The organism is Rhodococcoides navarretei (assembly GCF_038069675.1).
Taxonomy (GTDB): domain Bacteria; phylum Actinomycetota; class Actinomycetes; order Mycobacteriales; family Mycobacteriaceae; genus Rhodococcoides; species Rhodococcoides navarretei.
This window is the reverse complement of the sequence record NZ_JBBPCN010000001.1, coordinates 789,016-808,015: the sequence shown is the minus strand read 5'-3', so window position 1 is coordinate 808,015 and position 19,000 is coordinate 789,016. Positions and strand designations below refer to the sequence as shown.

General features: G+C 65.0%; 19 protein-coding genes. 8 read left to right on the top strand and 11 right to left on the bottom strand.

What is annotated here, in order from left to right:
• Positions 1-15: 15 nt before the first annotated feature.
• Positions 16-708: a thiamine phosphate synthase gene (gene thiE / locus AABD04_RS03970; protein ID WP_317533947.1), complete on the top strand. Its 693-nt coding sequence runs from the start codon at positions 16-18 to the stop codon at positions 706-708.
• On the opposite strand, the gene AABD04_RS03965 is transcribed toward thiE, so the two are convergent.
• A complete protein-coding gene (locus tag AABD04_RS03965; protein WP_341440291.1) occupies positions 705-1,541 on the bottom strand; it encodes an NUDIX hydrolase in 837 nt (278 codons plus the stop codon). The genes thiE and AABD04_RS03965 overlap by 4 nt on opposite strands.
• A 72-nt stretch (positions 1,542-1,613) precedes the next feature.
• Between AABD04_RS03965 and AABD04_RS03960 the strand changes: the two genes are divergently transcribed.
• The 3 genes from AABD04_RS03960 to AABD04_RS03950 are packed head-to-tail and all read left to right on the top strand — an operon-like array spanning position 1,614 to position 6,286.
• Entirely contained in the window at positions 1,614-2,918 is a 1,305-nt protein-coding gene (locus AABD04_RS03960) for a hypothetical protein (RefSeq protein WP_243594514.1), read from the top strand.
• The gene (locus AABD04_RS03955) at positions 2,915-3,886 is read left to right on the top strand and encodes a glutamate ABC transporter substrate-binding protein (RefSeq protein WP_341440290.1); all 972 of its coding nucleotides are present in this window, start codon (positions 2,915-2,917) and stop codon (positions 3,884-3,886) included. The genes AABD04_RS03960 and AABD04_RS03955 overlap by 4 nt, the downstream gene beginning before the upstream one ends.
• 9 nt (positions 3,887-3,895) lie before the next feature.
• Positions 3,896-6,286: a serine/threonine-protein kinase gene (locus AABD04_RS03950; protein WP_341440289.1), complete on the top strand. Its 2,391-nt coding sequence runs from the start codon at positions 3,896-3,898 to the stop codon at positions 6,284-6,286.
• Between the two features lie 7 nt (positions 6,287-6,293).
• Here AABD04_RS03950 and AABD04_RS03945 read toward each other — a convergent pair whose 3' ends face one another.
• Entirely contained in the window at positions 6,294-7,478 is a 1,185-nt protein-coding gene (locus AABD04_RS03945; protein ID WP_341440288.1) for an acetate kinase, read from the bottom strand.
• Positions 7,475-9,598, bottom strand: a complete 2,124-nt coding sequence (gene pta, locus AABD04_RS03940) for a phosphate acetyltransferase (protein WP_243594518.1) — start codon at positions 9,596-9,598, stop codon at positions 7,475-7,477. Before pta ends, AABD04_RS03945 begins: the two co-directional genes overlap by 4 nt.
• A gap of 163 nt (positions 9,599-9,761) precedes the next feature.
• Between pta and AABD04_RS03935 the strand changes: the two genes are divergently transcribed.
• The gene (locus AABD04_RS03935; protein WP_243608606.1) at positions 9,762-10,274 is read left to right on the top strand and encodes a nitroreductase/quinone reductase family protein; all 513 of its coding nucleotides are present in this window, start codon (positions 9,762-9,764) and stop codon (positions 10,272-10,274) included.
• A gap of 12 nt (positions 10,275-10,286) precedes the next feature.
• Here the strand turns inward: AABD04_RS03935 and fgd are convergent, their stop codons facing one another.
• The 4 genes from fgd to AABD04_RS03915 all read right to left on the bottom strand — a co-directional run bounded on the left by fgd (position 10,287) and on the right by AABD04_RS03915 (position 12,775).
• Positions 10,287-11,300: a glucose-6-phosphate dehydrogenase (coenzyme-F420) gene (fgd, locus tag AABD04_RS03930; protein ID WP_032401751.1), complete on the bottom strand. Its 1,014-nt coding sequence runs from the start codon at positions 11,298-11,300 to the stop codon at positions 10,287-10,289.
• 63 nt (positions 11,301-11,363) lie between these two features.
• Positions 11,364-11,696 (bottom strand): YidH family protein, encoded by a 333-nt coding sequence (locus tag AABD04_RS03925; protein ID WP_341440287.1) that lies wholly within the window; start codon positions 11,694-11,696, stop codon positions 11,364-11,366.
• The gene (locus AABD04_RS03920; RefSeq protein ID WP_335741725.1) at positions 11,693-12,013 is read right to left on the bottom strand and encodes a hypothetical protein; all 321 of its coding nucleotides are present in this window, start codon (positions 12,011-12,013) and stop codon (positions 11,693-11,695) included. Before AABD04_RS03920 ends, AABD04_RS03925 begins: the two co-directional genes overlap by 4 nt.
• A 69-nt stretch (positions 12,014-12,082) precedes the next feature.
• On the bottom strand, positions 12,083-12,775 hold the full coding sequence (locus AABD04_RS03915) for a GNAT family N-acetyltransferase (protein ID WP_341440286.1): 693 nt from the start codon (positions 12,773-12,775) through the stop codon (positions 12,083-12,085).
• 104 nt (positions 12,776-12,879) lie between these two features.
• Between AABD04_RS03915 and map the strand changes: the two genes are divergently transcribed.
• Positions 12,880-13,650 (top strand): type I methionyl aminopeptidase, encoded by a 771-nt coding sequence (map, locus tag AABD04_RS03910; RefSeq protein WP_341440285.1) that lies wholly within the window; start codon positions 12,880-12,882, stop codon positions 13,648-13,650.
• Between the two features lie 85 nt (positions 13,651-13,735).
• On the opposite strand, the gene AABD04_RS03905 is transcribed toward map, so the two are convergent.
• Both AABD04_RS03905 and AABD04_RS03900 read right to left on the bottom strand, forming a co-directional pair.
• Positions 13,736-14,260: a permease gene (locus AABD04_RS03905; protein WP_341440284.1), complete on the bottom strand. Its 525-nt coding sequence runs from the start codon at positions 14,258-14,260 to the stop codon at positions 13,736-13,738.
• Between the two features lie 260 nt (positions 14,261-14,520).
• Positions 14,521-15,114, bottom strand: a complete 594-nt coding sequence (locus tag AABD04_RS03900; RefSeq protein WP_341440283.1) for a TetR/AcrR family transcriptional regulator — start codon at positions 15,112-15,114, stop codon at positions 14,521-14,523.
• 107 nt (positions 15,115-15,221) lie between these two features.
• Between AABD04_RS03900 and AABD04_RS03895 the strand changes: the two genes are divergently transcribed.
• Positions 15,222-16,241: an aldo/keto reductase gene (locus tag AABD04_RS03895; protein ID WP_243608613.1), complete on the top strand. Its 1,020-nt coding sequence runs from the start codon at positions 15,222-15,224 to the stop codon at positions 16,239-16,241.
• A 1-nt stretch (position 16,242) separates the two neighbouring features.
• Positions 16,243-17,100, top strand: coding sequence for an LLM class flavin-dependent oxidoreductase (locus AABD04_RS03890; RefSeq protein ID WP_341440282.1), 858 nt, complete (start codon positions 16,243-16,245; stop codon positions 17,098-17,100).
• 24 nt (positions 17,101-17,124) lie between these two features.
• Here the strand turns inward: AABD04_RS03890 and AABD04_RS03885 are convergent, their stop codons facing one another.
• Entirely contained in the window at positions 17,125-18,060 is a 936-nt protein-coding gene (locus tag AABD04_RS03885; RefSeq protein WP_341440281.1) for an NADP-dependent oxidoreductase, read from the bottom strand.
• A gap of 124 nt (positions 18,061-18,184) precedes the next feature.
• Positions 18,185-18,739 (bottom strand): hypothetical protein, encoded by a 555-nt coding sequence (locus AABD04_RS03880; protein WP_341440280.1) that lies wholly within the window; start codon positions 18,737-18,739, stop codon positions 18,185-18,187.
• Positions 18,740-19,000 lie beyond the last annotated feature (261 nt).

Here is a 19,000-nt window from a genome sequence, read left to right as displayed (position 1 = left end):
AATACAGTTCGTTTTGTGCATCCATCTCAGACCGCCCGCAATCAGACTCCCCGTGAGCGTCTTGCGTCCGCTCGCCTGTACCTGTGTACCGATGCCAGGCGCGACAAGGGCGACCTCGCGCAGTTCGCAGAGGCCGCGTTGTCCGGTGGTGTCGACATCATTCAGCTGCGCGACAAGAACTCCGCCGGCGAGCGCGAGTTCGGTCCCCTCGAAGCGAAGGACGAGCTCGCTGCGCTGGCGATTCTGCTTGCTGCGACCAAGCGGCACGGTGCGCTGCTTGCGGTCAACGATCGCGCGGATCTGGCGCTGGCCTCCGGTGCCGACGTGCTGCATCTCGGTCAGGGCGATCTGCCGGTGCACTACGCGCGTCAGATTCTGGGCCCGGACGTGGTGATCGGGCGTTCGACGCAGAACCGCGCGCAGTCCTCGCTCGCCGCGATCGAGGACGGCGTCGACTACTTCGCCGTCGGGCCGGTGTGGCCGACGCCCACCAAGCCCAACCGCTCGGCCGCCGGCCTGGAGACTCTCCGCGCCACCGCGGACTCGTTGCCGGAGCGGCCGTGGTTCGCCATCGGCGGCGTCGACGCGACCAACGTGGACCAGGTTCGAGCAGCCGGTGCCGATCGCATCGTGGTGGTCCGGGCGATCACCGAGGCTCGGGACCCACAGGCAGCAGCCCGCGAACTGGTCCGAGCGCTACAGGCCTAGAGCCAACCCAATACTGCGGACGGCATCAGCACCTGGACCGATTCCGGCAACCGGTCGCGAAGTCCGCGGTCGGCGGTGACCAGCGCCGTGAGATCTCCGCCCCGGTGGGCGTGGTCTGCGAGGGTGTCGTCACCGCTGCCGTCGGCGAGAATCACCGGGATGCGCGGGTCGTCCACCGTGGCGTCGCGGGCCCGGCCTTCGAGGACTGCTTCGATTCGGGTGAGCCAGCCGTACTGACCGCTCGGCAGTTCGACGGTGCGCGGCAGTGTCTCGGCGAGCGAGGTCAGCAGTGCGCCGGTGGATCCGGCGCGGTCCTTCCACCAGCCGTTCGGCCGCGAGCCGAGCACGTTGGCGGTGTCGAGCAGTACGCGCAGCGGCGCGGTGCGCAGCGACGGCCAGCTCGACGCGAACCCCGGGTGCAACGGGAGTTCGTCGACGATCGACTCCGGCACCCAGCGCAGTTCGGTGCTCTCGCCGTTGGGCACGGTGGTCAGCGCATGATCGGTATCGGCGATGACCGTGGTGTAGGACCAACCGCTCTCGACGCTCGCGGTGACTCGCTCGCTGCGGACGCTCAACTGTTCGGCGGCAATACCGGCTTCCTCGTGAGCCTCGCGCACCGCCGCATGCGCGGTGCTCTCGTGGGAGTCGCGGGCCCCACCGGGCAGGGCCCAGGTTCCGCCCTGGTGGCTCCACAGCGCACGGTGCTGCAGCAGCACCACAGGTTCGCCTGCATCGGACGGTGCGCGCAGCAACAGGCCGGCGGCGCCGTGCTTTCCCCAGTGCCGAGTGCCGTTCTCGCCGATCACCCAACCGTCCCCGTCACCACGCATACTCACCACCCTAGGTGAATCACCTGCCTGTAGTGGCTGCAGTACGGTCCGCCTACTTATATGCTCGGGTGCGTGATCGCGGCCGGTATTACCCCCTCCGCTGCCGTCCCCCCGACAACGGCTACGCCCGTCGGTGTCGCCGCAGGCAAGCCACCGGTTCGATACACGATGCGCTCGACGCCCGCGCGGTTGGTCGCGATGGGAGTCGCGCTGGTGGTGTTGGCGTTGACGGTCGGAAATCTGGCCTCCACCGCCGTGACCGATCGAGTCGACACCCTGGGCACCCTGTTGGTGCGCACCGAGCCCTTCGCAAACTCTGCACAGAATCTGTACGGGGCACTGTCGGTGGCCGACGCGGCCGCCGCAACCGCGTTCATCGCCGGTGGCCTCGAGCCGCCCGAGGTGCGCGAGAGGTACTCGCAGGCGCTCGGCGAGGCGTCGTCCGAGCTGATCGCGGCCTCGGCCGGAGTGACCGAGAACGACGCGGCCACCAGCGCGGTGCTCACGCAGATCGCCGCCGGTCTGCCGGTGTACAGCGGCCTGGTCGAGACCGCCAGAGCCAACAACCGGACCGGTAATCCGGTGGGCGCGGCGTATCTCGGCGAGGCGTCGACGATGATGCAGACGAGTTTGCTGCCGTTGGCCGAGAAGCTGTACACCGAGCAGGCGTCCCGAGTGTCGTCCGACCAGGAGCGCTTCACCAGTCCCCCGCTCTTCGCGATCGGGTCGCTGGTGTTCCTGTTGCTGATGACCGGCCTGGCTCAGTGGTACCTGTCGCGGACGACGCGCAGGACGCTGAACGTCGGATTCCTCACTGCCACAGGCGCTGTCGCCGGACTGCTCGGTTGGATGTTGGTGGTCGGTCTGATTTCGTCGATCGCCACCGACCGCGCGATCGACCGCGGAGTGTCTCCGCTGAAGTCCTACACGACGGGTTTCATTCTCGCGCAGCAGGCCAGGGCGGACGAGACCCTCGACCTCGCGCGCCGCGGCGGTGGCCAGGACTACGGACAGTCGTTCGACGCGAACGTTTCTCGGTTGACGGAGATGTTCCAGGGCGACACTGCGGTGATCGACGCCGTGAACACGTGGTCCACCTCCCATTCCCGGATCGATTCCGCTCTCGAGGTCGGCGACTTCAACGGCGCGGTCGCCATCGCCACCGGTACCGGCGAGTCCGATTCGGCGGCCGCGTTCACCGCGCTGGACAGCGTTCTGGTCGACGGAATAGAGAATGCTCGACGCGAATTGCGGTCCAACATCGATCGCTCGGTGTGGGTACTGTCCGGACTGTCCGACGGCGCGTACGTCCTGACCATCGCCGCCTCGGTGGCGTTCGGTATCGGCTTGTTCCCGAGGCTGCGTGAGTACCTGTGAAACGTCTTCTGGCCGTAGCCATCCTGGTCACTGCGCTGGTAGCCGGCTGCGCTACTCCGGAAAGCACTGCGCCGCAAGTGGAGACGACGTTCACCGAACCGCCGCTGCCGGACGGTGCGTCCGTCGCCGCTCGGCCCACGGAAAGCCCGGCCGACGACGAGTGTGCCCGCCCCACCGCCAGCCTGCGCCCGCTGCCGACCGGCACCGATGCGCCGCCGGTACCGCAGCCGACCATCGACGCACTGCGCGCCAAGGGCCGCCTGGTCGTCGGGTTGGACACGGGCAGCAACCTTTTCAGCTTCCGAGATCCGATGACCGGGCAGCTGGTCGGGTTCGATGTCGACATCGCCCGGGAGGTCTCGCGAGACCTGTTCGGTGATCCGAATCGCTTGGACTTCCGCATCCTCACCTCCGCAGAGCGGCTCGAAGCTCTGGAGAATTCGTCGGTGGACATGGTGGTCAAGACCATGACCATCACGTGTGCTCGCCGCCAGGAAGTCCAGTTCTCCACCGTGTACTTCCAAGCGCAGCATCGTGTTCTGGTGGTGCAGGGTTCGGGTATCCGCGGAGTCGAGGACCTGGCCGACAAGCGGGTGTGCGCGGTGGAGGGCACCACCTCGCTGCGACGCATCCAGCGGGTGCAACCCGCCGCGACCGTGGTGACGGTACCGATGTGGTCGGACTGCCTTGTCGTACTGCAGCAACGGCAGGTCGACGCCGTCAGCACCGACGACGCGATCCTCGCCGGTCTCGCGGCACAGGATCCGTATCTCCAGATCGTCGGCGAGAGTCTGAGTCCGGAGCCGTACGGGGTGGGAATCAACAAGAACGACGAGGATCTGGTGCGATTCGTCAACGGGACGTTGGCTCGCATCCGCGCCGACGGGACGTGGAATCGCATCTACGACCGGTGGCTGACGGTGCTCGGTCCCTCCCCCGGTCCACCCACTGCGTCGTACAGCGATTAGGGGCCCGACATGGACGACGACGAACAGCAGCCCACGGCCCCGGCGCAGCGAACACAGGCCGTGTCTAGGACCGACGACGGCGAACGCACACAGGCCGTTTCTAGAACACAGGCCGTTTCGAGAACACAGGCCGTCCCGGCAACCGACGGAGTGGAGCGGACGCAGGCCGTCTCGAGGTCACCGGTCGAGGACCGAACCGCGACCACGCTCGCGCGGACGGGTCGGTCCAGATCCGGTCGATCGCGCAGCACCGGTATTCGACGTCGACTCGGCGGCGGCCTGGTGGACGTGCCGCGCGTGGATCCGGTCGATCCCGCGACTGCGGTGATGTCGGATCCGTCCGTGCCGCAACACAAGCGGTTCTGTTGGAAGTGCAACGCGAAGGTGGGGCGCAGCGAGCCGGGCGAGCCCGATGTGTCCATGGGCATCTGCCCGCACTGCGGCGCAACGTTCGACTTCACTCCGTTGCTCGAACCGGGCGATCGTGTGGTCGGCCAGTACGACGTTCAGGGTTGCATCGCGCACGGTGGCCTCGGCTGGATCTATCTCGCCATCGACCGCAACGTCAGCGACCGCTGGGTGGTACTCAAGGGACTGCTGCACTCCGGTGACGAGGAGGCCCATGCGGTCGCGGTGGCGGAGCGTCAGTTCCTCGCCGAGGTCGCGCACCCCGGCGTGGTGAAGATCTACAACTTCGTCGAGCAGCCCCGCAGGGACGGGTCGACCGTCGGCTTCATCGTCATGGAATACGTCGGCGGCCGTTCGCTGCGAGACATCCTCACCGCCTGCGGCGACGGCGCGCGTCTGCCCGTCGAGCAGGCACTTGCCTACGTGCTCGAAGTGCTTCCTGCACTGGGCTATCTGCATTCGATCGGTCTGGTCTACAACGACCTCAAACCGGAGAACATCATGGTCTCCGACGACCAGATCAAGCTCATCGACCTCGGTGCGGTGGCCGGCATCGAGGACTACGGCTACCTGTACGGCACGGTCGGCTATCAGGCCCCGGAGATCGTGAAGACGGGACCGACGGTGGCGTCGGACATCTTCACGGTGGGTCGGACGCTGGCAGTGCTCACGCTGGACATGCCGTCGAAGAACGGCAAGTACCTCGACGGCCTTCCCACTGCCGAGGAATCCGAAGTATTGCAACAATTTCCGTCGCTACACCGACTTCTGCTACGCGCCACCCACGGGGATCCGACGCGGCGGTTCCGATCCGCGGACGAGTTCGCCGGCCAGGCCACCGGCGTGTTGCGCGAGATTCTGGCCATCAAGACCGGTGTCGAGCGGCCGGGGCTGTCGACCGTGTTCAGCCCACCCCGCACGACGTTCGGCACCGAGCACTCGGTGGGCCGCACCGACACCTACGTGGACGGTACGGTGCGCCACGAACGGATGACGGCAGCCGAAGTGGTTGCTGCGCTACCGGTCCCACTGGTGGATCCCAGCGACCCCAGCGCGCCGCTGCTCGCAGCAGCAGTACATGTCGAACCACAGCAGACCCTGGATTCACTGCAGCACGCCAAACGCAACGGCATCGAACGCGTCACGGCCGGTGCGGAGTCGACTCGCTCCAGCCCGGCGGAACTCGGTCTCGAGATCACCCTCGCCGAGGTCAAGGCCAATTTGGATCTCGGGAACGTCGTCGAAGCAACCGAGGTTCTGTCCAAGGTCCAGTCGACCGACCACACCGCAGATCCCTGGCGTGTGCAGTGGTACTCGGGTCTCATTGCCCTGCTGCATCACGAATACCATTCTGCGTTCACCAATTTCGACAACGTACTCGGCGCAATGCCCGGTGAGCTCGCACCCAAGCTCGCTCTCGGAGCGACCTCGGAATTGCTGGGCCATGTCGCCGCAGGCAACGACGAGGAGGCCGAGAAGTGGCGCGCTCGAGCCGAGGATCTGTACCGGGCGGTGTGGCGAACCAACCGGGGCATCGTCAGCTCGGCGTTCGGCTTGGCCAGACAGTTGCAGCGACGCGGTGATCAGACCGGTGCGATCGCCGCGCTGGATCAGGTGCCGATCAGTTCGCGGCACTACTCCATGGCCCGCATGACGAGTGTACTGACTCTGCTGATGGACAGGTCGCGAGCCGAGCTGTCCGAGGCGGATTTCCGTTCTGCCGCAAGACGAGTGGCGCTGCTGCCCAAGGCCGAGAGCCGGGCGCTACAGATGCGGACGCTGGTATTGGCGACGGCCCTCGACTGGATCGTCTCCGGCCACGCCGCCACAGCAGAACGGGAGCCCATTCTCAGCGTTCCGTTCACCGAGGACGGGTTGCGGCGCGGTACCGAGAAGGGCCTGCGAGCGCTTGCCCGCAACGCCACCGATCGCGCCCACCGTTTCTCGTTGGTGGATCTGGCGAATGCGATCAGGCCGCGGTCGCTGTTCTAGCGGTACGTCAGGAGCGAACCAGATCGTCCGTCGCTCGGGCGATCGCCAATTCCTCGTTGGTCGGCACCACCAGGACCGTGACGGTGGACGAGTCGGTGGAAATCACCCGAGCCTTCTTGCTGCGCAGGGAATTTCGATCGGCGTCGATCTCGATCCCGAAGCCCTCCAGGTTCGCCAGGGCGTCCGCGCGCACCGCTGCGGCGTTCTCACCGACACCGGCAGTGAACGTGATGACGTCGAGCCGGCCCAGCCCGATCATGTACGCACCGATGTACTTGCGCAGGCGGTGGATGTAGACGTCGTACGCCAGGCGCGCGGCGGCGTCGCCGTCGTCGATGCGTTGCTGCAGTTGCCTGAAGTCGTTGACCCCGGACAGTCCGATCAACCCGGAACGACGGTTGAGCAGGGCATCGATGTCGTCGACACTCATGTTTGCGCTGCGACGCAGGTGCATGATCACACCGGGGTCGATATCCCCACTGCGGGTGCCCATCACGAGACCTTCCAACGGCGTCAGACCCATCGAGGTGTCGACTGCCTTGCCGCCCGCCACAGCCGAGGCCGAGGCTCCGTTGCCCAGGTGCAGCACGATCTGATTCAGGTGTTCGAGATCGCGTTCCAAGAACTGCGCCACCTGGTCGGAGACGTAGTGATGAGAGGTGCCGTGGAAGCCGTAGCGCCTGATGTCGTGCTCGGCGGCGACGGTTGCGTCGATGGCGTAGGTCGCGGCCGCGTCGGGCAGGGAATGAAAGAAGGCGGTGTCGAACACGGCCACGTGCGGCACGTTCGGCAGTTGCTTCCTGGCGACCTCGATTCCCAGCACGTTCGGCGGATTATGCAGTGGTGCAAGGTTGCTGAGATCGGAGATCTGTTGCACGACGGCGTCGTCGATGATCGTCGGACGGTAGAAGACCGTCCCGCCGTGGACTACGCGATGCCCGACGGCGGTGACGACCGATTCCAGTGCGACGCCTGCATCGGAGAGCATCTCGAACGCCAGGGCCAGACCGGCACCGTGATCGGCGATGTGCTGGGTGCGCTCGACACTCTCGCCCCGGTGATCGAGTTCGACTCGGCCGTCGGATTCACCGATGCGCTCGACGAGCCCACTGGCCACGGACTCCCCCGAGCCGGGATCGACGAGTTGGAACTTGACCGAGGACGAACCGGAGTTGACGACGAGGATACTCACTTGCCCTCCTGCTCGGCTGCGTCCGAAATGCCCTGCGCCTGAATCGCCGTGATGGCCACGGTGTTGACGATGTCTTCCACGAGAGCGCCCCGAGACAGGTCGTTGACGGGCTTGCGGAGGCCCTGGAGAACAGGCCCGACGGCGACGGCACCGGCGCTGCGCTGGACGGCCTTGTACGTGTTGTTGCCGGTGTTGAGGTCCGGGAAGATGAACACCGTTGCTCGGCCCGCGACGTCGGAATCGGGGAGCTTGGATGCGGCCACGGACGGTTCGATCGCCGCGTCGTACTGAATCGGACCCTCCACGAGCAGTTCCGGATTCCGTTCGCGCACAAGTGCGGTCGCTTGCCGAACCTTGTCGACATCGGCTCCGGAACCGGACTCACCGGTGGAGTACGAGAGCATGGCCACCCGCGGTTCGATCCCGAACTGCGCCGAGGTCTGCGCCGAGGACACGGCGATGTCGGCGAGCTGCTCGGCCGTCGGGTCGGGTACGACGGCGCAGTCCCCGTAAGCGAGAACACGATCGGACAGGCACATCAGGAAGATCGACGACACCGTCGACACGCCCTCGGTGGTCTTGATGATCTCGAACGACGGCTTGATGGTGTGCGCGGTGGTGTGCGCGGCACCGGAGACCATGCCGTCCGCAATTCCCTTGTGCACCATCATCGTTCCGAAGTACGAGATGTCTGTCATGATCTCGCGGGCGCGGTCGATCGTCATGCCCTTGTGCTTGCGCAGCTCGGTGTACTCGGCCGCGAAGTCCTCGGCGTAGTCGCAGTTCTTGGGGTCGAGAACCGTTGCACTGTCGAGATCGACGCCCAGTTCCGATGCGCGTCGACGGATGGGACCTTCTTCGCCGAGGATCGTCAGGTCGGCAACCTGCCGCTGCAGCAGGCGTCCGGCGGCCCGGAGGATACGATCGTCGCCACCCTCGGGAAGCACGATGTGTTTGCGGTCGGCACGAGCCCGATGGATCAGCTGGTACTCGAACATCTGCGGGGTCGTGATGGTGGGGATCGCGATATCGAGCCGCTCCAGAAGTGTTTTCGCATCCACTCGCTGTTCCATCAACCCCAGCGCAGTGTCGACCTTGCGCTGCGAGCCCACCGCGACGCGGCCGCGGGTCTGCGCTGCAGCTGAGGCGGTATCGAAGGTGCCGAGCTCGGTGGTCAGGATCGGCAACCGGGGGCCGAGCCCCGCCACCAGACGAGCGATCGCCGGGTGCGGCTCGATGCCACCGTTCATGATGATACCGGCGAGAGACGGAAAGCCCTCCGCCTCATGGGCATTGACGAGAGCGAGCAACACGTCGGATCGGTCCGCAGGTGCGATGACGACAACGCCCTCGGTGAGGCGTTCGAGGATGTGCTCGGCCGTCATACCACCGACCATGACCCGCAACGCTTCTCGCTGCAGCAGCGACGAGTCACCGGAGTACAACTTACCGTCCACCGCCTCGAGCAGTTCCGCCATCGTCGGCGCGACGAGGAGCGGAATCTCCGGCAGTGACCACGCAGGCACCCCGACCGACGCCAACGCATCGGTGACCGCATCGAGATCGTCCGGCGCACAACGGTTCGCCACGACCGCGGCCAAATGGGCATGGTGCTGACGCAGTTCGCCCTGGCACAGGGTGGCCAACTGCGCGATCTCGTCGGGCGTGCGACCGGAACCGCGGAGCGCAAGCAGCACGGGCGCACCGAGATTGACGGCGATGCGGGCATTGAAGCCGAGTTCACTCGGGCTACCGACGTCGGTGTAATCGCTGCCCACGATCACAACGGCGTCGCACTGGGAAGCCACCTCATGGTACCGATCGACGATCTTGCTGAGCGCTGCATCCTGATCGGAGTGCACCTGCTCGTACGTGACACCGAGCGACTGCTCGTACGTCAGATCTGCCGTGGTGTGCTCGACGAGCAACTCGAGGATGTAGTCGGGTTCCTCGGTGGATCGGGCGATGGGACGAAACACACCTACCCGGGCTGCGGACGCGGCGAGCATCTGCAGCACCCCGAGCGCGATGGTCGACTTCCCGCTGTCCCCTTCCGGCGAGGCGATGTAGATGCTCGAGGGATACATGTCCGACGCGTCGGTGCCGCTGGGCTCAGCCATGGCAGACAGCCTAGTAGGGGTCGTTCCGCAGGCTCCACTCCTGCCTAGTAGGGGTCGTTCCGCAGGCTCCACTCCTGCCAGATAAGGGTCGTTCCGCAGGCTCCACTCCTGCCCAGTGGGTTGGGGTGTTGACACCGGGCGCGGTCGGGTTGTCCCATGAACCATGGCCGAATCACCGTTCCCGGATGTGCGCTGGGGCAGCGAAACCTCGTTCATCCGCAAGCCCGCCGTGAAGTTCGCGTCGACGAAGCCCGGTTCCTGGGTCATCAGGAACCTTGCAGGCGTCGACCGGTGGTTGCTGACCAAATCCGACGGCCGCTTCACCGTCCTCGGACCCATCGCGGCACCGGTGGTGTTGTTGACCACCACCGGCCGTAAGTCCGGCAAGCCCAGGACGAGTCCGCTGCTCTACTACCGGGAGGACGACAAGATCTACGTCGTCGGATCCAATTTCGGTCAACAGCACCACCCGGCGTGGACGTCGAACCTCCTCGCCGACCCGAAGGCCGTCGTGGCCATCGGCGGCAAGAAAATTCCGGTGACGGCAACCCGCATCACCGGCGACGAGAAGGCCCGCATCTACCGACAGTTCGACGCGATGGTCGAGGTGTACGGCGAATACGAAACCCGGACCGACCGTGACATGCGATTGTTCGCACTCACGGCCGATCTCTAGCCCTCTCGGGAGTCAGCCGAGCTTGCGTAGGCGCGGCGCGAGGTCCTTCTCAAAGAGTTCGAGGAACCGCTTCTGATCGTGGCCCGGCGCGTGGAACACCAGGTGATTCAGACCGGCATCGGTGTACTGCTTGACCTTCTCCACTGCCTCGTCGGGGTCCGAAGCCACGATCCAGCGCTTGGCGACCTGCTCGATCGGCAGCTCGTCGGCGGCCTTCTCCATCTCGATGGGGTCGTCGATCGAGTGCTTCTGCTCGGGCGTCAGAGACAGCGGGGCCCAGAAGCGGCAATTCTCCAGCGCCAGTTCGGGGTCGGTGTCGTAGCTGATCTTGATCTCGATCATCTTGTCGATCTCACCGGCGTCGCGCTCGGCCTTGCCCGCGCCCTCTTCCACGGCCGGAAGCAGCTTGTCGGTGTAGAGCTCCATGCCCTTGCCCGAGGTGCAGATGAATCCGTCGCCCGCGCGTCCTGCATACCGCGCGACGACGGGTCCGCCGGCCGCGATGTACACCGGGATGCCGCCCTCGGGAACGTCGTAGATCGACGCGCCCTTGGTCGTGTAGTACTCGCCCTCGAAGTCGACGCGGTCGCCGAGCCACAGCTCGCGCATCAAGCGCACCGACTCACGCAGCCGCGCGAAACGTTCCTTGAATTCCGGCCACTCGCCGGTGAATCCGGTGGCGATCTCGTTGAGTGCTTCGCCCGTACCCACGCCGAGCATGATGCGTCCCGGGTACAGGCACCCCATCGTCGCGAATGCCTGCGCGATGACCGACGGGTTGTAGCGGAACGTCGGTGTCAGTACCGAGGTGCCGAGCTGAATTGTGTTCGTACGCTCACCGACGGCCGTCATCCAGGCGAGCGAGAACGGGGCGTGCCCACCCTCGTGCCGCCACGGCTGGAAGTGGTCGCTGACCGTCGCCGAATCCATCCCGTGCTGCTCTGCGAGTACACCGAGCTCGACCAACTCACGCGGTCCGAATTGCTCCGCCGATGCCTTGTATCCGAGCTTGAGACCCTGCGCCACGCCGAACTCCTGTCGTTGGTCGTCTAGTCCTTCGATTGTGCACCTGTGGTGGTTCGCCACGCTCTACTGGATCCCCAGAACCGTGACCACTGCCGCCAGTACCGCCACCGAACCGATACCCACGGCGAATATCCACAAGTCTCGCGATTCCGGCATCGGCGCACCGTTCTCCAAGGCATCTCGGACGCGCATCCACCGCCGTAGGCCGATGATCGGTGCCGCGGCGGCGAGTCCGATCAGAATCAGGCCGAGTGCCGTCCGTACCCATCCCGTACTGAAATCAGGAACGAGGTGGACGATCGCAATTCCGCCCGCGAGCAGGCCTAGCGACGTCCGCAACCAGGCAAGAAACGTGCGTTCGCTGGCAAGCGTGAACCGCTCGTCGGGGCGCGTCACGCCGGAGCGGTGATGCGTTCGCGGATGAGTCGGGCAACGAGTTCAGGATCGTCGGGGGTGAAGACCGGCGAGATGCGGCGGATGGTGAGCACCACTGCAGTGTCCTTCTTGGGACGCATCACGTCCAGCGGAAGCCACTGGTCGTCGGTCGACGCACCCCATAGCCGCCACCGCCCGTTCCAGTTGCCGAGGACGGCTGTGTCGACGGCGCGGATCTTGTCGTACGGCACGAACTTTTTCGTGGCCAAGGGGAAGTAGTAGTGCCTCAGGGTGACACCGGCCTCGTCGAGAAGAACCAGCCCGTCGTCGTAGATCACATCGCCATTTATTCGCACAGGTAACGGTATGTCTTCGAGCTCAGAGCACGCAACAGCGGATTTCGGAACCTATCTCGGGTTCGGTGCGGGCGTTCTCACCAACGTCAGGTGAGACGTCCGACGTAGCTCGAATCCGATGGACAAGTAGAGCTCGATGGCGCGCACATTCGCGTCCGACGCATGGAGGAACGGCTCCTCGCCACGGGCGCGGATACCGTGACCGATGGCGCGAACCAGATCGGCCGCCAGCCCCTGCCCGCGGAACGCCGGGTCGGTGCACACCGCACTGATCTCCGTCCATCCCGGCGGGTGCATGCGCTCGCCCGCCATCGCGATCAGAGCCCCGCCGCGTCGGACTCCGAGGTACGTGCCGAGTTCGATGGTCCGAGGCAAAAACGGCCCGGGCTCGGTGCGGCGAACCAGATCGAGCATCTCGGGGACGTCCACAGCGGTCAGCTCTACCGCCTCGGCGAAGGGCCGCGTTTCGAGATGCGTGCCGATCAGCTGCACCAAACCGAATGTCTCCACATGCGACCACCCCGCGGGCAATTCACGTTCCGGACCGTCGATCCCCACCACGGTGCGCGGGCCGAACAGGGCCGCAATGTCCTCCCAGTCCTGAGGTTCGAGGACATCGGGGTGAACCAGAAACGGAGACACCTCGGGATCGGCACGGATTATCCGCCCGCGCCGGACTGCGAACCGCGCCAACGCGCCTTCGAGGGAATTGCGGATGGGGTCGTCGAGTAGATGAGCGGACACAGCAAATAGAGTCGCACGAACAGTCTTCGGGTCGACGCGCCGTCCGAGCCAGACGCCAATACTTATACCGGTATAGTTATTCGTCACACGACGAAAGGCAGACCATGATCGAAATCCTCCCGCCGAGCAAGATCCCTCTCGCACGCAAATCGGGAGCACTGGTCGCCGAAATTCTCCAGACCGTCCGCGAGCGTGCCACCGTCGGCACCAATCTGCTCGAGATCGACGAGTGGACCAAAGACATCATCCTCGGGGCCGGGGCAACGTCCTGCTATGTCGACTACGCACCGTCCTTCGGCCGCGGCCCTTTCGGTCACTACATCTGCACCTCCGTCAACGATGCAGTGCTACATGGACTTCCGCACGACTATGCCCTGGCCGACGGCGATCTGCTGACTCTCGATCTCGCCGTGATCCTCGGCGGCGTTGCAGCGGACTCCGCCATCAGCTTCGTCGTCGGCGATCCCCGAAAAGAAGACACCGCAATGATCGACGCCACCGAACGGGCGTTGGCCGCAGGAATCGCTGCGGCGCGGCCGGGAAACAAGATCGGCGACATCTCGCACGCCATCGGCACAGTCCTCCGCGAAGCCGGCTACCCGATCAACATGCAGTTCGGTGGCCACGGAATCGGCTCCACCATGCATCAGGACCCGCACGTGTCCAACAACGGGCGGCCGGGCCGCGGCTACGGCCTTCGCCCCGGCCTGATGCTGGCACTCGAGCCCTGGATCATGGAAGACACCGACGAACTCGTCACCGACGAGGACGGATGGACTCTGCGGAGTACGACGGGATGCCGCACGGCGCACAGCGAGCACACGGTGGTCATCACCGACGACGGTGCCGAGATCATGACGCTCCGCTCATCCTGACCCGACGGCCACGGGGTCGACCGGTGCGATCACAGCGAGTGGGTCCCTGACGGAACTGCCGACGATGTTGCGTAACGCCTGACCGTCACTTCGGCAGAGCAGCAGTTCTGCGTCGACGATTTCGCCGGACCACCACGAACACGAGCAGTGCAACCAGAACCACGGCGATCACGGCACCGAGTGCTGTCGCGCCGCGGAAGCCCGGCGCGCTGGTGTCGAGGGTGCGTTCACCGGCGTGAGCGGCATTGCTGGTGCCGAGGACGATCGTGAGCGTCAACAAGTTCGGGATGGCCGTCACTACAGCCAGGATCACGGCTCCGATGGCGAGCTGCTTGCCCGCCCTACCCTTGCGTACCGACCAGGCGCTCCAGAAGAGCACCAGCGGCGCGAACGTGCAGACGATGCCGAACAACAGGCCCCACAGAATGCCCTTGGTGAACGTACGATCCGCGAGACTCTCGACCCGCAGACTCCACCAGCGCGGCAGGAATGCGGCGAGGACGAAGTACGCGATCAACAACAGAACGATGCCGGCTCCGACGAGGATGCCCCGTCTCTTCCAGTTCGCCGAGCTGGTCGACGGTGCGGGCGTGGTCGGATCGGCAGTCATGAGGACATGGTAGATCGTGCCGAGCGGTACCCCACTCGAGTCGAGACCCGATCGTTAGCTCTCCTGTCCGCACAGCAACCCTGGACCGCCACCACGTGGACGCTGAATTCGCTGCGAGCGCCCGTTGCAATCACGCTGACTCGAAAGCCGGGCGCTACCGATCCCCGTCCGTCGACCTTCAGGAAGATCCGGTCTCCCGCTCGAAAGCCGGTCGAGTTCATACGCCCCACGCCAACCGGTCGAAGCGAAACAACCGTCCATCAATCGATCTCGTCAGGTTTCGTCGTGAGACGCAGTCCCGCTACCAACACCCGCGCCATTTTTCGTGGGTCGTAGCGGGGATCCGTTGCACCGATACACAGGTTTCCGACCGCGCGCATCAGCTCCAGTGCGGTCTGCCCCGGCGCAATCTCCCCCGAGTCCGCAGCGGCGTCCAGCAGTGACTCGCACACGGGAACAAGCCGATCCAGAAAGTAGCTGTGCAAGGTTTCGAATCCGCCGCTGTCCGACTGCATCGCTTCGGCCAGACCGTGTTTGGTGACCAGGAAGTCGACGAATCGGTCGATCCACAGCACCAACGCGGCGTGCGGTGATTCGCGGCCCGCGAGAAGCTCCTGACCCGCGACGGCACACGCTTCGACCTGATGCCGGAAGACAGCAACGACGAGATCACCACGCGTCGGGAAGTGCCGATAGATGGTTCCGACGCCGACGCCGGCCCGCCGGGCAATCTCGCGCACCGGCACCTCTACTCCCGAGTCGACGAATGCAGACGCGGCCGCGTCGAGCAAGGTCGCTTCGTTCCGCCTCGCATCCGCCCGTTTCCTGGGCTGCTCGGCTTCTGCCTCGGTCACAGTCCCTCCAGGTATCGACAAACGGAACACCGTTCCGTATGTTGGTTTACGGAACGTTGTTCCGCTTTTGCACACAGTAGCCCCACAGTGGCCAAGAGGAGATCACCATGCAGTACCGCACCCTGGGACGAACCGGCGTCCAGGTCAGCACGCTCTCGCTCGGCGCGATGAACTTCGGAGCCATCGGGCGCACCACGCAAGACGAGGCCACCGCGATCGTCGATGCCGCACTCGAGGGCGGCATCAACCTCATCGACACCGCGGACATGTACAGCCAGGGGCAGTCCGAGGAGATGGTCGGCAAGGCGATCGCAGGTCGGCGCGAGAATGTCGTGCTAGCCACGAAAGTGTTCAACCCGATGGGCGACGAACGGAACCATCAGGGCAGCTCCCGCCGCTGGATCGTCACCGAACTCGAGAACAGCCTGCGCCGACTCGACACCGATCACGTCGACCTCTACCAGATACACCGATGGGATCCCACGACGAGTGACGAGGAAACCCTCTCCGCCCTGACGGATCTGCAGAGAGCCGGGAAAATTCGCTACTTCGGATCCTCCACCTATCCGGCGTACCGAACCGTGCAGGCGCAGTGGGCCGCGAAGGAACACCATCTCGCACGGTTCGTCACCGAACAGCCGCCGTACTCGATCCTGCAGCGCGGCATCGAATCTCACGTCCTTCCTGTCACCCAGGAATACGGCATGGGTGTACTCGCGTGGAGCCCCCTGGCGGGCGGATTCCTCTCCGGTGCCATCCGGGCAGGACAGGCCGCGACCTCCCAACGCGCCACGATGATGCCCGAACGCTTCGGTCCCGACACTCCCACCGGACAGGCCAAACTCGACGCTGTGGAGAAACTTGTCGCGGTAGCCGACGATGCCGGGCTGACGTTGATCCAACTCGCTCTCGGTTTCGTGACCGCCCATCCGGGAGTCACCAGTGCGATCGTCGGGCCTCGTACTGTCGCCCATCTACACTCGCAACTCGCTGCGGCCGACACCGTCCTGACCGGCGACATCCTCGACAGGATCGACGAGATCGTCTTGCCCGGTGTCGATCTCGCTCCCGGCGACAAGTTCGACACCCCACCCGCGCTGCTCGACGCATCACTGCGGAGACGCTGACATGGCAAGTTTCGGGATTATGACTCCTCCGCAGAACGTCTCTTACGCAGACCTTCTCCGGGTGTGGTGCGAGGCAGACGGCATCGCGGAGATCGAGCATGCGTGGCTGTTCGATCACCTCATGCCCATCGGCGGCGACCTCGACGGCCCGATCTTCGAGGGTTGGACCATGCTGGCCGCACTCGCCGCACAGACCGAGCGGATCAGACTCGGAATCATGGTCACCAGCAACCGCATTCGCCCACCGGCGATCCTCGCAAAAATCGCTACTACGGTCGACGCGGTCTCGCACGGTCGGCTGGACTTCGGCATCGGTGCCGGGTCACGGCCGAGTGTGCCGATGGCGCGACGGGAATACGACGGCAGCGGTCTTCCGTACAGTGACGCCGCGGAAGCCGTAGCGCGGCTGGGTGAATCGCTCACCGTGATTCGCAAGCTCTGGACCGAGGACGAACCGTTCGACTTTCACGGTGCCCACGTCGATCTCGTGGGGGCGTTCCAGAACCCGAAACCTGTTCAGCGACCGGGCCCACCGATCGTCATCGGCGGCCGAGCAGCAGGTGTGCTGCGTCTCGTCGCCGCGCACGCCGACACATGGAACATCCCCGGCGGGGACCTCGACGATGCACTCGACCGAGCGAGGTTACTCGACCGATTCTGTGACGAGATCGGGCGCGATCCGGCGACGATCACCCGATCGATCGCTCTCGGGGTGTCGTTCGAGGAACCCGAGAAGACGAGAAACGACATCGGCGACGCCGTGGCCGCGGGATTCGATCATGTCGTTCTCATCCTGTCGGGCCCCTACCCCGACGGCATCGCGCACCGAGTGACCGAGGAGTTCATCGATCGCTCGTAAGAACCCATGCGCCGGGCCTTGTCCTCACGGAATCAGGACGAACTTTCCACGCGGGTGTGTCGATTGCAGTTCGGCATGCGCCTTCGCGACGTCGTCGAGCGGGAAGGTCTTGGCAACAGTCACTTCGAACACGCCTGCACCTGCCTGCTCCAGCAGCACCGGCGATGCGAGGCGTCGGCGCTCCATGCTCGCCGGCCCACCGACGGTGAGAAACCCGTCCGACGATGCCCGCCCGAAGGCTGCCGTGCTGACCAATCTCGAACTGTTCGTGAGCAATTCGAGTGATACGTCGACGGCCTCATCGGTGCCCACCGTGTCGATTGCCGCATCCACCCCATTCGGTGCGGCTGCTCGCACACGGTCGATGAGTCCGTCGCCGTACTCGACGGGCTCGGCACCGTAGGCCCGAAGTGCATCGTGGTTCTGTCGGCGCGCAGTCCCGATGACGGTGGCACCGCGCTCCCGAGCGAGCTGAGCCACCACGGACCCGACGCCGCCTGCCGCCCCGTGCACGAGAACCGTGTCTCCGCTCGTGACACCGACGGATTCCAACGCGTCGTATGCAGTTCCGGCCACGGCCAGTACGCCAGCAGCAACGTTCCAATCCAACGCTTCCGGCTTCGGGAACACGAACCGTGCAGGAACCAGAATCCGCTCGGCGTACGTACCGTTCTGGCCTGACACGATCACTTCGTCGCCGACGGCGATAGGCCCGACCGGTCCCTCGACACCTTCGCCGACCGCGACGACGATGCCCGACGCCTCGCTGCCCAGTGGGATCGGAAGCTTCGATGCATCGGTGCCGAACGCACCGCTGTAGCTCTTGTAGTCGAAGGGGTTGACGCCGATCGCCTTCACCTCGACCAGAACCTCGCCTTCGGACGGCTCGGGTAGCTCTCGTTCGACGATCTCGATGGCGTCCGGTCCACCGTAGGACGCTGCAACTGCGGCTAGTGTCATAGGCAGTACAACGGTCGACACGACGCCGTTGTTCCGCTCGAAACCGAGGTGCAGACCGAGACGCCGTTCACAGCGCAGCGAAAGCTGTCCCAAGATACTCGAACGCAGAGGCCGCGTTTACCGGTCAGACGGCCACCGACAGTTCAGCGCATTCGCTGCCTTCCGGACCTGAATGAAGCTGCTGCTGAGCAGTATTCGATGCGTCGGTGACCACGCGTTGCATCCAATACGCGACTGTTCGATCAGTGGCGGCAAACCGATCCAGCACGTCCATGCACAGCCAGGTCGCGACCGAGAAATCCTGTTCCACTCCGTCGAGCCCGATCAGCGCCAACTCGTCGGCCACGGCGATGAGAGCGCGATCGACACCGGAACTACGACGCTCGAGCCACCCCAACGCCCGCCGGAGGTACTGCCAATCGGCCGCGGGCACAGAGCTGGTGGCCGATTGCTTGCACAGTTCCGCCGTCGCAACGAGCGCGTCCACAACCGGTGTCGACAGTGCACCGTCGAGTTCGGCGAGCATGCCCCGATCGGAATCCAAAAGGTCGGCCATGTAGCGCCAACGCGCCGGAAGGGCGACATCCTCGGGCCACAGATCCGTCGTACCGAACTGGAGTCGCGTGATCAGTTCCTTCGGTGAACTGCCCGAAGCGGCGAAACGAAATGCGTCGTTCATGTCGATCATCCCCACTGGGTCAACACACAACATCGGACACCGGCTCGACACTCGAGCTCGGAGAGACAGCCAAGCAGTGGCTTTCGTCACCGATGCAAGCAACGCTGCTGTGGTCGTTACGTCCGCCTTGGGGGATATTGAACGCCGCCACCAGCATCTACGCGACTCGTCGTTACCAAAAATCGATAACGTCACACTGGTGGCCGATGTGTAATCCACCACATAGTGCAGCGCTCCGACCGGGCCGTTTCGACTGCTGAG